This window comes from Shigella sp. FC1544 (assembly GCF_001722145.1).
Lineage (GTDB): Bacteria > Pseudomonadota > Gammaproteobacteria > Enterobacterales > Enterobacteriaceae > Escherichia > Escherichia coli.
Genome location: NZ_MECT01000066.1, coordinates 1 through 13,905 on the forward strand (window position 1 = coordinate 1; position 13,905 = coordinate 13,905).

The 13,905-nt window shown below is 52.4% G+C and carries 11 protein-coding genes and 4 pseudogenes; 7 read left to right on the forward strand and 8 right to left on the reverse strand.

Features of this window, described 5'->3' with window-relative positions; all coding sequences use genetic code 11:
• Window positions 1-122: IS1 family transposase (locus BGK49_RS25415; protein ID WP_001422013.1), on the reverse strand; the 122-nt coding region annotated here is incomplete at its 3' end.
• Between the two features lie 55 nt (window positions 123-177).
• Between BGK49_RS25415 and BGK49_RS31590 the strand changes: the two are divergent.
• Both BGK49_RS31590 and BGK49_RS05020 read left to right on the forward strand, forming a co-directional pair.
• A pseudogene (locus tag BGK49_RS31590) lies at window positions 178-252 on the forward strand (hypothetical protein); the annotation flags it as partial.
• 1 nt (window position 253) lies between these two features.
• Window positions 254-575, forward strand: a pseudogene (locus BGK49_RS05020) (RHS element protein dsORF-f3).
• Between the two features lie 69 nt (window positions 576-644).
• On the opposite strand, the pseudogene BGK49_RS25425 reads toward BGK49_RS05020, so the two are convergent.
• The 3 genes and pseudogenes from BGK49_RS25425 to metJ form a co-directional block, all read right to left on the reverse strand.
• Window positions 645-1,337: pseudogene (locus tag BGK49_RS25425) on the reverse strand (IS1 family transposase).
• Window positions 1,338-1,481: 144 nt separating this feature from the next.
• Window positions 1,482-2,090, reverse strand: a complete 609-nt coding sequence (locus BGK49_RS05045; protein WP_000797345.1) for a YiiX family permuted papain-like enzyme — start codon at window positions 2,088-2,090, stop codon at window positions 1,482-1,484.
• A 183-nt stretch (window positions 2,091-2,273) separates the two neighbouring features.
• Window positions 2,274-2,591, reverse strand: a complete 318-nt coding sequence (gene metJ / locus BGK49_RS05050; protein ID WP_000852812.1) for a met regulon transcriptional regulator MetJ — start codon at window positions 2,589-2,591, stop codon at window positions 2,274-2,276.
• Window positions 2,592-2,867: 276 nt separating this feature from the next.
• Between metJ and metB the strand changes: the two genes are divergently transcribed.
• Together metB and metL are read left to right on the forward strand one after the other, a co-directional pair.
• The gene (metB, locus tag BGK49_RS05055; protein ID WP_005044617.1) at window positions 2,868-4,028 is read left to right on the forward strand and encodes a cystathionine gamma-synthase; all 1,161 of its coding nucleotides are present in this window, start codon (window positions 2,868-2,870) and stop codon (window positions 4,026-4,028) included.
• Window positions 4,029-4,030: 2 nt separating this feature from the next.
• A complete protein-coding gene (metL, locus tag BGK49_RS05060) occupies window positions 4,031-6,463 on the forward strand; it encodes a bifunctional aspartate kinase/homoserine dehydrogenase II (protein WP_000110760.1) in 2,433 nt (810 codons plus the stop codon).
• A 138-nt stretch (window positions 6,464-6,601) separates the two neighbouring features.
• Here metL and BGK49_RS31385 read toward each other — a convergent pair whose 3' ends face one another.
• Window positions 6,602-6,736 carry a hypothetical protein gene (locus BGK49_RS31385; protein WP_000660586.1) on the reverse strand — a complete coding sequence of 45 codons (135 nt, stop codon included), beginning with the start codon at window positions 6,734-6,736 and terminating at the stop codon, window positions 6,602-6,604.
• A 75-nt stretch (window positions 6,737-6,811) separates the two neighbouring features.
• On the opposite strand from BGK49_RS31385, the gene metF reads away from it, so the two are divergent.
• From metF to yijE, 3 genes and pseudogenes are all read left to right on the forward strand, one after another.
• Window positions 6,812-7,702: a methylenetetrahydrofolate reductase gene (gene metF, locus BGK49_RS05070; RefSeq protein ID WP_000007523.1), complete on the forward strand. Its 891-nt coding sequence runs from the start codon at window positions 6,812-6,814 to the stop codon at window positions 7,700-7,702.
• 328 nt (window positions 7,703-8,030) lie between these two features.
• Window positions 8,031-10,210, forward strand: a pseudogene (gene katG / locus BGK49_RS05075) (catalase/peroxidase HPI).
• Between the two features lie 93 nt (window positions 10,211-10,303).
• Entirely contained in the window at window positions 10,304-11,209 is a 906-nt protein-coding gene (gene yijE / locus BGK49_RS05080; protein WP_005044621.1) for a cystine transporter YijE, read from the forward strand.
• 26 nt (window positions 11,210-11,235) lie between these two features.
• Here the strand turns inward: yijE and BGK49_RS05085 are convergent, their stop codons facing one another.
• The 3 genes from BGK49_RS05085 to fsa all read right to left on the reverse strand — a co-directional run bounded on the left by BGK49_RS05085 (window position 11,236) and on the right by fsa (window position 13,903).
• Window positions 11,236-11,853 (reverse strand): DUF1287 domain-containing protein, encoded by a 618-nt coding sequence (locus BGK49_RS05085; protein WP_000647869.1) that lies wholly within the window; start codon window positions 11,851-11,853, stop codon window positions 11,236-11,238.
• Window positions 11,854-12,126: 273 nt separating this feature from the next.
• Window positions 12,127-13,230 carry a bifunctional L-1,2-propanediol dehydrogenase/glycerol dehydrogenase gene (gene gldA / locus BGK49_RS05095; protein WP_000373977.1) on the reverse strand — a complete coding sequence of 368 codons (1,104 nt, stop codon included), beginning with the start codon at window positions 13,228-13,230 and terminating at the stop codon, window positions 12,127-12,129.
• A gap of 10 nt (window positions 13,231-13,240) precedes the next feature.
• On the reverse strand, window positions 13,241-13,903 hold the full coding sequence (fsa, locus tag BGK49_RS05100; RefSeq protein WP_000424845.1) for a fructose-6-phosphate aldolase: 663 nt from the start codon (window positions 13,901-13,903) through the stop codon (window positions 13,241-13,243).
• Between the last annotated feature and the right edge of the window lie 2 nt (window positions 13,904-13,905).

A 13,905-nucleotide genomic window follows, 5' to 3' on the forward strand; every position in this document is an offset into this window, starting at 1 on the left:
AGTTGCCATGTTTTACGGCAGTGAGAGCAGAGATAGCGCTGATGTCCGGCAGTGCTTTTGCCGTTACGCACCACCCCGTCAGTAGCTGAACAGGAGGGACAGCTGATAGAAACAGAAGCCACTGGAGCACCTCAAAAACACCATCATACACTAAATCAGTAAGTTGGCAGCATCACCAATAACACCTATCTAAAATATAATCCCAAAGCTAAAGGGAATGGAGTTACAATTATCAGACAAGGGAGTAATTAAAATGAAGGCAATACAATGTTGTTATTTTCTTGCTTTAGTCTCCAGTAATTTAATGGCTGGAGTTATGGGTAATGATAATATATTTTTAAGTAATTCGGATTCAGCTGTTTTATATTGTGTGGCTAAAATATTTCCAGATGGAGAAAATATTTTAATATATAAAGTAAATATAATTAATGCTAGTTCAAAAAAAGATGTTTTTTTTATGAAAGCCCAACATCAACCCACAATGACATAATGGGGGCGGGGGAATGTCATATGCCTATGAATATGATGTAAAATATAATATATGTCATTTGAGAAAAAAGAGCAGAATGAGGTAAAAATCTTTGGCTGTGTATTCAGTCTGGTAATCATCCAAGGAAAGCTCATCAGAAGGGTGATGACTCCAATTAGTAGAACATATATTTTCGATAAAAGCACCGATGACTTTTTCATGAAGTTCTACAGAGCGCGAGAAACAGATGGTTCTGCGGGCCAGACGTTTGATTCGGGTTCTCAGGGTCAGATTGTTGCGCTCAATGCGCTGAGTAAAAATCTTACCAGTCAGATGCTTTTCCTTCGGTAACTCTCTGGTGTAACTACCCCATTCGTCAGTGGTCAACATGCCGATGGTAAAAGGGTAAGCAGCGCCAGCAATTCACGACAGGTTTCGTCAGTCCGGGGGCCAAAAGTGTAGGCCAGAACACCACCAGTTTTCGTATTGTACACGTACCAGAGCCAGTGCTGTCGCGCTTTACTGCCGACAAAGCTCCATTGCTGACTAAGTTCGCAGATGAGTGCCACATCAGCATGAGCGACCGGGGATGACGTTATTCTTCGTGGCGAGAGTTTTTTAAAGTTCGGATGACTGTATTAATGCCGATTTTCAGCGTACGGGCAGTATCGCGAACTCCGGCACCGTTGAAAGTCATTTCAGCGATTTGGTCTTTAACTCCCGGTTTACGGGGCTCGTAACAGTAACTGAGCTGAAATACCCGGTGACAGTCACGGCCGCGGAATCGATCATGTCTTTTTGGGTTCTGCCCGTGACGGTAAACCTGAACGGACTGGCAACGGGGGCAATGAAGGTTAACTGTGACCATGAAACAACCTTAAAAGCGAGTATTATATCCTTAATTCAACTAATTGGAGGCATCACCGTTTACCGGAGCGACAGTTTGCGGAAAGGTCGTGCAACTACAAAGCAACAAACAGACTACGGCGGGAATTATTTTTTTCATCATCCATTACCACGAAAACAGCGGCCACTCTTTGGCAACCGTGGTGAGTTGTGGCGCGTCGAAAACGGCTTGTGGTGAAACTACCGTTTCCTCAAGCGGAATATTTTTGCCGTAGCGTTCTTTGAGCTTAGCCTGGACCAGCGGGTTGCTGAGATCGAACTCTTTCAACTTCTGCTGCTCGCCCACGCGCATTCCCAGCGCGTTCTGGTAAACCTTCCACACCACTTCCGAACAGTACTGGCGATCGTCGCTCCATGAGAAGCTGAAATCATACGGTTTACCGAGATAACGTTTTACCGTTTGCGCCAGTTTTTGCTGTTGTTCAACACTCAGTCCGCCTTCAACGCGGCGAACAACGTATTTGCCCTTTTCACCATGGGCGATCCACTGCTTGAGCGGGGTGTATTTCACCGGGCCGACCGCTTCAAAAACGTAGGGCTTTTTGTTGCGTATCACCAGCATACCGGTGTGGCTATAATCGGAATGGGTCGCCAGTTGGATCGCTTTACTTTGCGATGAGCGAGAGATCTGAAAGATGATGTCGCCGGTTTGTGGCTGCCAGGCAAAGGCAGGTACAGAAACCAGCAGGCTGAGGATCAGCAGCCTGTTTTTCATAGTTAAACGTCCATGTATAAAAAGCGGTGGGTCGCAGACAACGTGCTCGTTGTTTATGCCGGATGCGGCGTGAACGCCTTATCCGGCCTACAAGTTCGTGCAAATTCAATAAATTGCAATATGACGTAGGCCTGATAAGCGTAGCGCATCAGGCGATTCCACTCCGCGCCGCTCTTTTTTGCTTTAGTATTCCCACGTCTCCGGGTTAATCCCCATCTCACGCATGATCTCTTTTGCCGCTTCCGGGATTTCGTCGCTGCGCTCTTTACGCAGATCGGCATCATCCGGCAAAGGTTGCCCGGTAAAGGCATGCAGAAACGCTTCGCACAGCAGCTCGCTGTTGGTAGCGTGACGCAGGTTGTTCACCTGACGACGCGTGCGTTCATCGGTGAGGATTTTTAACACCTTAAGAGGAATGGAAACCGTAATCTTTTTGACTTGTTCACTCTTCTTGCCGTGCTCAGCGTATGGGCTGATATATTCGCCGCTCCATTCAGCCATGAGATACTTAATCCTCTTCGTCAATAAATTGAGACCAGACCACACAATTTATGTGGGTACTGACCGTAAACCCGCATAGTTTACCGTACAGGCGTTACCGTGACATCGTGTAATGCACCTGTCGGCGTGATAATGCATATAATTTTAACGGCTATTTGGGATTTGCTCAATCTATACGTAAAGAAGTTTAGATGTCCAGATGTATTGACGTCCATTAACACAATGTTTACTCTGGTGCCTGACATTTCACCGACAAAGCCCAGGAAACTTCATCACATGACGCGTAAACAGGCCACCATCGCAGTGCGTAGCGGGTTAAATGACGACGAACAGTATGGTTGCGTTGTCCCTCCCATCCATCTTTCCAGCACCTATAACTTTACCGGATTTAATGAACCGCGCGCGCATGATTACTCGCGTCGCGGCAACCCAACGCGCGATGTGGTTCAGCGTGCGCTGGCAGAACTGGAAGGCGGTGCTGGCGCAGTACTTACTAATACCGGCATGTCCGCGATTCACTTGGTAACGACCGTCTTTTTGAAACCTGGCGATCTGCTGGTTGCGCCGCACGACTGCTACGGCGGTAGCTATCGCCTGTTCGACAGTCTGGCGAAACGCGGTTGCTATCGCGTGTTGTTTGTTGATCAAGGCGATGAACAGGCATTACGGGCAGCGCTGGCAGAAAAACCCAAACTGGTACTGGTAGAAAGCCCAAGTAATCCATTGTTACGCATCGTGGATATTGCGAAAATCTGCCATCTGGCAAGGGAAGTCGGGGCGGTGAGCGTGGTGGATAACACCTTCTTAAGCCCGGCATTACAAAATCCGCTGGCATTGGGTGCCGATCTGGTGTTGCATTCATGTACGAAATATCTGAACGGTCACTCTGACGTGGTGGCTGGCGTGGTGATTGCTAAAGACCCGGACGTTGTCACTGAACTTGCCTGGTGGACAAACAATATTGGCGTGACGGGCGGCGCGTTTGACAGCTATCTGCTGCTACGCGGGTTGCGAACGCTGGTGCCGCGTATGGAGCTGGCCCAGCGCAACGCGCAGGCGATTGTGAAATATCTGCAAACCCAGCCGTTGGTGAAAAAACTGTATCACCCGTCGCTGTCGGAAAATCAGGGGCATGAAATTGCCGCGCGCCAGCAAAAAGGCTTTGGCGCAATGTTGAGTTTTGAACTGGATGGCGATGAGCAGACGCTGCGTCGTTTCCTGGGCGGGCTGTCGTTGTTTACGCTGGCGGAATCATTAGGGGGAGTGGAAAGTTTAATCTCTCACGCCGCAACCATGACACATGCAGGCATGGCACCAGAAGCGCGTGCTGCCGCCGGGATCTCCGAGACGCTGCTGCGTATCTCCACCGGTATTGAAGATGGCGAAGATTTAATTGCCGACCTGGAAAATGGCTTCCGGGCTGCAAACAAGGGGTAAAAATGAGTGTGATTGCGCAGGCAGGGGCGAAAGGTCGTCAACTGCATAAATTTGGTGGCAGTAGTCTGGCTGATGTGAAGTGTTATTTGCGTGTTGCGGGCATTATGGCGGAGTACTCTCAGCCTGACGATATGATGGTGGTTTCCGCCGCCGGTAGCACCACTAACCAGTTGATTAACTGGTTGAAACTAAGCCAGACCGATCGTCTCTCTGCGCATCAGGTTCAACAAACGCTGCGTCGCTATCAGTGCGATCTGATTAGCGGTCTGCTACCCGCTGAAGAAGCTGATAGCCTCATTCGCGCTTTTGTCAGCGACCTTGAGCGCCTGGCGGCGCTGCTCGACAGCGGTATTAACGACGCAGTGTATGCGGAAGTGGTGGGCCACGGGGAAGTATGGTCGGCACGCCTGATGTCTGCGGTACTTAATCAACAAGGGCTGCCAGCGGCCTGGCTTGATGCCCGCGAGTTTTTACGCGCTGAACGCGCCGCACAACCGCAGGTTGATGAAGGGCTTTCTTACCCGTTGCTGCAACAGCTGCTGGTGCAACATCCGGGCAAACGTCTGGTGGTGACCGGATTTATCAGCCGCAACAACGCCGGTGAAACGGTGCTGCTGGGGCGTAACGGTTCCGACTATTCCGCGACACAAATCGGTGCGCTGGCGGGTGTTTCTCGCGTAACCATCTGGAGCGACGTCGCCGGGGTATACAGTGCCGACCCGCGTAAAGTGAAAGATGCCTGCCTGCTGCCGTTGCTGCGTCTGGATGAGGCCAGCGAACTGGCGCGCCTGGCGGCTCCCGTTCTTCACGCCCGTACTTTACAGCCGGTTTCTGGCAGCGAAATCGACCTGCAACTGCGCTGTAGCTACACGCCGGATCAAGGTTCCACGCGCATTGAACGCGTGCTGGCCTCCGGTACTGGTGCGCGTATTGTCACCAGCCACGATGATGTCTGTTTGATTGAGTTTCAGGTGCCCGCCAGTCAGGATTTCAAACTGGCGCATAAAGAGATCGACCAAATCCTGAAACGCGCGCAGGTACGCCCGCTGGCGGTTGGCGTACATAACGATCGCCAGTTGCTGCAATTTTGCTACACCTCAGAAGTGGCCGACAGTGCGCTGAAAATCCTCGACGAAGCGGGATTACCTGGCGAACTGCGCCTGCGTCAGGGGCTGGCGCTGGTGGCGATGGTCGGTGCAGGCGTCACCCGTAACCCGCTGCATTGCCACCGCTTCTGGCAGCAACTGAAAGGCCAGCCGGTCGAATTTACCTGGCAGTCCGATGACGGCATCAGCCTGGTGGCAGTACTGCGCACCGGCCCGACCGAAAGCCTGATTCAGGGGCTGCATCAGTCCGTCTTCCGCGCAGAAAAACGCATCGGCCTGGTATTGTTCGGTAAGGGCAATATCGGTTCCCGTTGGCTGGAACTGTTCGCCCGTGAGCAGAGCACGCTTTCGGCACGTACCGGCTTTGAGTTTGTGCTGGCAGGTGTGGTGGACAGCCGCCGCAGCCTGTTGAGCTATGACGGGCTGGACGCCAGCCGCGCGTTAGCCTTCTTCAACGATGAAGCGGTTGAGCAGGATGAAGAGTCGTTGTTCCTGTGGATGCGCGCCCATCCGTATGATGATTTAGTGGTGCTGGACGTTACCGCCAGCCAGCAGCTTGCTGATCAGTATCTTGATTTCGCCAGCCACGGTTTCCACGTTATCAGCGCCAACAAACTGGCGGGAGCCAGCGACAGCAATAAATATCGCCAGATCCACGACGGCTTCGAAAAAACCGGGCGTCACTGGCTGTACAATGCCACCGTCGGTGCGGGCTTGCCGATCAACCACACCGTGCGCGATCTGATCGACAGCGGCGATACTATTTTGTCGATCAGCGGGATCTTCTCCGGCACGCTCTCCTGGCTGTTCCTGCAATTCGACGGTAGCGTGCCGTTTACCGAGCTGGTGGATCAGGCGTGGCAGCAGGGCTTAACCGAGCCTGATCCGCGTGACGACCTCTCCGGCAAAGACGTAATGCGCAAGCTGGTAATTCTGGCGCGTGAAGCGGGTTACAACATTGAACCGGACCAGGTACGTGTGGAATCGCTGGTGCCTGCTCATTGCGAAGGCGGCAGCATCGACCATTTCTTTGAAAATGGCGATGAACTTAACGAGCAGATGGTGCAACGGCTGGAAGCGGCCCGCGAAATGGGGCTGGTGCTGCGCTACGTGGCGCGTTTCGATGCCAACGGCAAAGCGCGTGTGGGCGTGGAGGCGGTGCGTGAAGACCATCCGCTGGCATCACTGCTGCCGTGCGATAACGTCTTTGCCATCGAAAGCCGCTGGTATCGCGACAACCCGCTGGTGATCCGTGGGCCTGGCGCGGGGCGCGACGTCACCGCCGGGGCGATTCAGTCGGATATCAACCGGCTGGCACAGTTGTTGTAATTTCAGAAATTTAATAATGCCCGGTACTCATGTTTTCGGGTTTATGGTTTCTAATGAAATATATTGAATTATCATAGGATTAGGCCGGATTAAGCGTTTACGACGAATCCGGCAAGAAGCAATAAGTACATGGTTAGTTTATATTTGCAGTCCGGTTTGCTTTGCATACCGGATTTTCTTTTTCTTACCATCCTGAAGTTTTTTCATCTTCCCTGATTTTTCCTCACCATCATTGGTCATTTTTCGGTTGACGCCCTTCGGCTTTTCCTTCATCTTTACATCTGGACGTCTAAACGGATAGATGTGCACAACACAACATATAACTACAAGCGATTGATGAGGTAAGGTATGAGCTTTTTTCACGCCAGCCAGCGGGATGCCCTGAATCAGAGCCTGGCAGAAGTCCAGGGGCAGATTAACGTTTCGTTCGAGTTTTTCCCGCCGCGTACCAGTGAAATGGAGCAGACCCTGTGGAACTCCATCGATCGCCTTAGCAGCCTGAAACCGAAGTTTGTATCGGTGACCTATGGCGCGAACTCCGGCGAGCGCGACCGTACGCACAGCATTATTAAAGGCATTAAAGATCGCACTGGTCTGGAAGCGGCACCGCATCTTACTTGCATTGATGCGACGCCCGACGAGTTGCGCACCATTGCACGCGACTACTGGAATAACGGTATTCGTCATATCGTGGCGCTGCGTGGCGATCTGCCGCCGGGAAGTGGTAAGCCAGAAATGTATGCTTCTGACCTGGTGACGCTATTAAAAGAAGTGGCAGATTTCGATATCTCCGTGGCGGCGTATCCGGAAGTTCACCCGGAAGCAAAAAGCGCTCAGGCGGATTTGCTTAATCTGAAACGCAAAGTCGATGCCGGAGCCAACCGCGCGATTACTCAGTTCTTCTTCGATGTCGAAAGCTACCTGCGTTTTCGTGACCGCTGTGTATCGGCGGGCATTGATGTGGAAATTATTCCGGGAATTTTGCCGGTATCTAACTTTAAACAGGCGAAGAAATTTGCCGATATGACCAACGTGCGTATTCCGGCGTGGATGGCGCAAATGTTCGACGGCCTGGATGATGATGCCGAAACCCGCAAACTGGTGGGCGCGAATATTGCCATGGATATGGTGAAGATTTTAAGCCGTGAAGGAGTGAAAGATTTCCACTTCTATACGCTTAACCGCGCTGAAATGAGTTACGCGATTTGCCATACGCTGGGTGTTCGACCTGGTTTATAAATAGTGTGGCTTTTGTGAAAATCACACAGTGATCACAAATTTTAAACAGAGCACAAAATGCTGCCTCGAAATGAGGGCGGGAAAATAAGGTTGTCAGCCTTGTTTTCTCCCTCATTACTTGAAGGATATGAAGCTAAAACCCTTTTTTATAAAGCATTTGTCCGAATTCGGACATAATCAAAAAAGCTTAATTACGATCAATTTGACCTACATCTCTTTAACCAACAATATGTAAGATCTCAACTATCGCATCCGTGGATTAATTCAATTATAACTTCTCTCTAACGCTGTGTATCGTAACGGTAACACTGTAGAGGGGAGCACATTGATGAGCACGTCAGACGATATCCATAACACGACAGCCACTGGCAAATGCCCGTTCCATCAGGGCGGTCACGACCAGAGCGCGGGGGCGGGCACAACCACTCGCGACTGGTGGCCAAATCAACTCCGTGTTGACCTGTTAAACCAACATTCTAATCGTTCTAACCCGCTGGGTGAGGACTTTGACTACCGCAAAGAATTCAGCAAATTAGATTACTACGGCCTGAAAAAAGATCTGAAAGCCCTGCTGACAGAATCTCAGCCGTGGTGGCCAGCCGACTGGGGCAGCTACGCCGGTCTGTTTATTCGTATGGCCTGGCACGGCGCAGGTACTTACCGTTCAATCGATGGACGCGGCGGCGCGGGTCGTGGTCAGCAACGTTTTGCACCGCTGAACTCCTGGCCGGATAACGTAAGCCTCGATAAAGCGCGTCGCCTGTTGTGGCCAATCAAACAGAAATATGGTCAGAAAATCTCCTGGGCCGACCTGTTTATCCTCGCAGGTAACGTGGCGCTGGAAAACTCCGGCTTCCGTACCTTCGGTTTTGGTGCCGGTCGTGAAGACGTCTGGGAACCGGATCTGGATGTTAACTGGGGTGATGAAAAAGCCTGGCTGACTCACCGTCATCCGGAAGCGCTGGCGAAAGCACCGCTGGGTGCAACCGAGATGGGTCTGATTTACGTTAACCCGGAAGGCCCGGATCACAGCGGCGAACCGCTTTCTGCGGCAGCAGCTATCCGTGCGACCTTCGGCAACATGGGCATGAACGACGAAGAAACCGTGGCGCTGATTGCGGGTGGTCATACGCTGGGTAAAACTCACGGTGCCGGTCCGACATCAAATGTAGGTCCTGATCCAGAAGCTGCACCGATTGAAGAACAAGGTTTAGGCTGGGCGAGCACTTACGGCAGCGGCGTTGGCGCAGATGCCATTACCTCTGGTCTGGAAGTTGTCTGGACCCAGACGCCGACCCAGTGGAGCAACTTTTCTTCGAGAACCTGTTCAAATATGAGTGGGTACAGACCCGCAGTCCGGCTGGAGCAATCCAGTTCGAAGCGGTAGACGCACCGGAAATTATCCCGGATCCGTTCGATCCGTCGAAGAAACGTAAACCGACAATGCTGGTGACCGACCTGACGCTGCGTTTTGATCCTGAGTTCGAGAAGATCTCTCGTCGTTTCCTCAACGATCCGCAGGCGTTCAACGAAGCCTTTGCCCGTGCCTGGTTCAAACTGACGCACAGGGATATGGGGCCGAAATCTCGCTACATCGGGCCGGAAGTGCCGAAAGAAGATCTGATCTGGCAAGATCCGCTGCCGCAGCCGATCTACAACCCGACCGAGCAGGACATTATCGATCTGAAATTCGCGATTGCGGATTCTGGTCTGTCTGTTAGTGAGCTGGTATCGGTGGCCTGGGCATCTGCTTCTACCTTCCGTGGTGGCGACAAACGCGGTGGTGCCAACGGTGCGCGTCTGGCATTAATGCCGCAGCGCGACTGGGATGTGAACGCCGCAGCCGTTCGTGCTCTGCCTGTTCTGGAGAAAATCCAGAAAGAGTCTGGTAAAGCCTCGCTGGCGGATATCATCGTGCTGGCTGGTGTGGTTGGTGTTGAGAAAGCCGCAAGCGCCGCAGGTTTGAGCATTCATGTACCGTTTGCGCCGGGTCGCGTTGATGCGCGTCAGGATCAGACTGACATTGAGATGTTTGAGCTGCTGGAGCCAATTGCTGACGGTTTCCGTAACTATCGCGCTCGTCTGGACGTTTCCACCACCGAGTCACTGCTGATCGACAAAGCACAGCAACTGACGCTGACCGCGCCGGAAATGACTGCGCTGGTGGGCGGGATGCGTGTACTGGGTGCCAACTTCGATAGCAGCAAAAACGGCGTCTTCACTGACCGCGTTGGCGTATTGAGCAATGACTTCTTCGTGAACTTGCTGGATATGCGTTACGAGTGGAAAGCGACTGACGAATCGAAAGAGCTGTTCGAAGGACGTGACCGCGAAACCGGCGAAGTGAAATACACAGCCAGCCGTGCGGATCTGGTATTTGGTTCTAACTCTGTCCTGCGTGCGGTAGCGGAAGTTTACGCCAGCAGCGATGCCCACGAGAAGTTTGTTAAAGACTTCGTAGCGGCATGGGTGAAAGTGATGAACCTCGACCGTTTCGACCTGCTGTAATCTGACCTTCTTCAGTGACTATCTTTCAGGCAGTCGCTGAAGTTTCTTTACCGGCGTATAGTGTCCACAGGAAAACTACACACTGGATCTCTCATGTCTGCCGCAGGAAAGAGCAACCCACTGGCAATCAGTGGCCTGGTTGTGCTCACACTTATCTGGAGTTATAGCTGGATTTTCATGAAGCAAGTCACCAGTTACATCGGTGCCTTCGACTTTACCGCCTTACGCTGCATTTTCGGCGCTCTCGTTTTATTCATCGTCCTTTTATTACGTGGTCGCGGAATTCACCCGACGCCGTTTAAATACACCTTAGCCATTGCCCTGTTACAAACCTGCGGGATGGTTGGTCTGGCGCAGTGGGCGTTGGTCAGCGGAGGTGCGGGGAAGGTGGCGCTCCTGAGCTATACCATGCCGTTCTGGGTGGTGATTTTCGCCGCGTTGTTTCTCGGTGAACGCCTGCGACGTGGGCAATATTTCGCGATTCTGATTGCCGCTTTCGGCTTATTTTTGGTGTTGCAGCCGTGGCAACTCGATTTCTCTTCGATGAAAAGTGCCATGCTGGCAATCCTCTCCGGTGTTAGTTGGGGGGCGAGCGCGATTGTTGCTAAACGCCTATACACCCGTCATCCGCGCGTGGATTTATTATCGTTAACATCCTGGCAGATGCTCTATGCGGCGCTGGTGATGAGTGTGGTCGCTTTACTGGTGCCGCAACGTGAAATTGACTGGCAGCCCACCGTGTTCTGGGCGCTGGCCTACAGTGCGATTCTGGCGACGGCGCTGGCGTGGAGCTTATGGTTGTTTGTATTGAAAAACTTGCCTGCCAGTATTGCCAGCTTAAGCACGCTGGCCGTTCCCGTTTGCGGCGTACTCTTTTCCTGGTGGCTGCTCGGTGAGAATCCGGGGGCCGTTGAAGGTAGCGGTATTGTGCTGATTGTGCTGGCACTGGCGCTGGTGAGCCGTAAGAAAAAAGAAGCTGTCAGTGTAAAAAGCATCTGAATTTTTTCTTCATGTGGGGCGATCGCTTATTTAACAAAATAACGATAATGCCCCACCATCCGCCAGCTAAACAGCACATCTTCTTCCTGCGCGCCTGCGCCAATGTTATGTATCACCAGTGGCGTACCGTCGCGGGCGAAGCCATCTGACACCACCCCAATATGCGCCAGCCCGTTATCTAATCGCCAGGAGACAATATCGCCCGCTTGATAGTCACCGGCATTTTTACTGATGGGGCGTGTTTTGTTGTGGCGGCTAAACCAGGTTTCCAGATTAGGCACCCGACGGTGATCGATGTTGCTGTCCGGGCGCTTTAACTTCCATTTTTGCGGGTACTCGGCAAAATTCTTCGCCATATCTTCGTGAACCAGTTTCTGCAAATCGACCTTCTGGCTGCGCAATGCACGGATCACCACATCGGAACATACACCGCGTTCTTGCGGGACATCACCGCCAGGATAGGTAAGCCGCACATACGCCGGATCGTAAAATAGCGTGTTGCCGATTTGCTGTCTGGCACCGTCTGCGATGGCAAGGTTGGTATTGGCCTGGATTTGTACCACGGTTGGTGGAACGGCGGGAGATTTTAAGGAGTGGCTGGTAAATGCCGTTAGCAGGCTGAGCAGCGCCAGTGAAGCTTTCATCTGGTTCGTCCGTGAAAATAAGAGTCACAGATTCGACCTTCCGGGCTAACGATTGTTCTGTAGAGAAAATGTCCAGAAGCGGATAAAAAACTCCTGGACAACGTAGGAGTTTCAGATTACTGGCACAGAGTGCCGGATGCGGCGTGAACGCCTTATCTGGCCTAAAAAGCACGCAAATTCAATATATTGCAGAGATTGCGTAGGCCTGATAAGCGTAGCGCATCAGGCAATTTTGCGTTCAAACTCCCGGACAAGCCGGGAGTTTGGAGTAGGTTATTCCCACTCTTGCAGGAAACGCTGACCGTACTGGTCGGCTACCAGCAGAGTGGCGTAAACCTGATCTGGCGTCGCGCCGCCAGGCATGTTGTGGATGGTTTCACCTTCTGCACATGCCGCTTCTGCCACAATTCGCATTTTCGCCGGGACATCTTCTTTAATATCCAGTTGAGCGAGAGTTATTGGCAAACCTACCGCATGGCTAAGTGCAGCTACGGTTTCGATTTCCTCAACCGGCGCGTTTTCCAGTACCAGCTGCGTCAGCGTACCGAATGCCACTTTTTCACCGTGATAATAGTGATGCGCGTCCGGGATAGCGGTCAGGCCGTTATGCACCGCATGAGCCGCCGCCAGTCCGCCGCTTTCAAAACCAACACCGCTTAAATAGGTGTTCGCTTCAATCACGCGTTCCAGCGCAGGGGTTACTACATGCTGTTCGGCGGCAAGCATCGCTTTTTCGCCTTCTTCCAGCAGAGTGTTGTAGCACAGTTCTGCCAGTGCCAGCGCCGCCTGGGTGCACTTGCCGCCCGCCATAGTGGTAGCGCCGCTACGGGAACAGGCGCGTGCTTCAAACCAGGTTGCCAGCGCATCGCCGATACCCGCCGCTAACAGACGTGCAGGAGCGCCAGCGACGATTTTGGTGTCGACAATGACCATATTCGGGTTATTTGGCAACAGTAGATAGCGGTCAAACTCACCCTCATCGGTGTAGATAACAGACAATGCGCTGCACGGTGCATCGGTAGAGGCGATAGTCGGTGCGATCGCTACCGGAACACCCATGAAATGTGCCAGTGCTTTGGCAGTATCGAGGGTTTTTCCGCCACCGATACCGAGAATTGCGCCACACTGCGCAGTCTCCGCGATGCCACGCAGACGATCGATCTCATTTTGCGAACATTCACCGCCAAACGGCGCAATTTCTACTACCAGTCCAGCATCTTTAAAGCTTTTCTCGACAGTGGATTGAGCAAAACCTAAAACAAATTTGTCACCCACCACGAACCAGCGTTCTGCCAGCGGCTTCAGGTATTCGCCCAGACGATTAATCACATCAGCGCCCTGGATGTATTTACCCGGTGATTGAATAATGCGGTCCATAATTGCTCCTTTAGAGATGAGTAGTGCCAAATGCGGCATTCCAGTCGTGTTCGAACTTCTCTATAGCTGACTCTACCGCAGGGGTGTTGAGCATTTGTTGCGCTACATCTAAGGGCAGGGTGATGGATTCACATCCTGCCAGTAAACAGTCCAGCGCCTGACGCGGCGTTTTAAAGCTGGCCGCCAGCACCATGCTTTCTGGTGCGTGCATTTCTAACAGCGCTTGCAGCTCCTGAACCGTACGAATGCCGTCCCCGCCCTGGGCATCTACGCGGTTAACATACGGAGCAACGTATTTTGCCCCTGCCAGCGCGGCCAGTAACCCTTGTGCAGCACTGTACACTGCGGTGCCAAGCGTAGTAATACCCTCTTTTTTCAGCATCTTAATGGCGGCCAGACCTTCGGAAGTCACCGGGATTTTCACCACAATGCCCGGAATGGCGTCGCGCAGGCGCTTCGCTTCTTCCACCATACCCTGCGCGTCACGACTCATAGTCTGAGCAAACAGAATGCCCTCATCACCAATCGCTTTTTGCAGACGCGGCAGAACTTCCCAGATGGACTCCTTGCTGGCAGCGATAATGCTCGGGTTAGTTGTCACCCCGGCAATGGGGAATATGCGTGCCAGACGTTCGACTTCTGCGACGTTAGCGGTGTCCAGATACAGTTCCATGA

Coding starts and splice junctions, on each gene's coding strand:
- gldA (WP_000373977.1), bottom strand. CDS start 13,230: ATGGACCGCATTATTCAATCACCGGGTAAATACATCCAGGGCGCTGAT.
- fsa (WP_000424845.1), bottom strand. CDS start 13,903: ATGGAACTGTATCTGGACACCGCTAACGTCGCAGAAGTCGAACGTCTG.
- metJ (WP_000852812.1), bottom strand. CDS start 2,591: ATGGCTGAATGGAGCGGCGAATATATCAGCCCATACGCTGAGCACGGC.
- BGK49_RS31385 (WP_000660586.1), bottom strand. CDS start 6,736: ATGAAGGAAAAGCCGAAGGGCGTCAACCGAAAAATGACCAATGATGGT.
- BGK49_RS05085 (WP_000647869.1), bottom strand. CDS start 11,853: ATGAAAGCTTCACTGGCGCTGCTCAGCCTGCTAACGGCATTTACCAGC.
- yijE (WP_005044621.1), top strand. CDS start 10,304: ATGTCTGCCGCAGGAAAGAGCAACCCACTGGCAATCAGTGGCCTGGTT.
- metB (WP_005044617.1), top strand. CDS start 2,868: ATGACGCGTAAACAGGCCACCATCGCAGTGCGTAGCGGGTTAAATGAC.
- metF (WP_000007523.1), top strand. CDS start 6,812: ATGAGCTTTTTTCACGCCAGCCAGCGGGATGCCCTGAATCAGAGCCTG.
- metL (WP_000110760.1), top strand. CDS start 4,031: ATGAGTGTGATTGCGCAGGCAGGGGCGAAAGGTCGTCAACTGCATAAA.
- BGK49_RS05045 (WP_000797345.1), bottom strand. CDS start 2,090: ATGAAAAACAGGCTGCTGATCCTCAGCCTGCTGGTTTCTGTACCTGCC.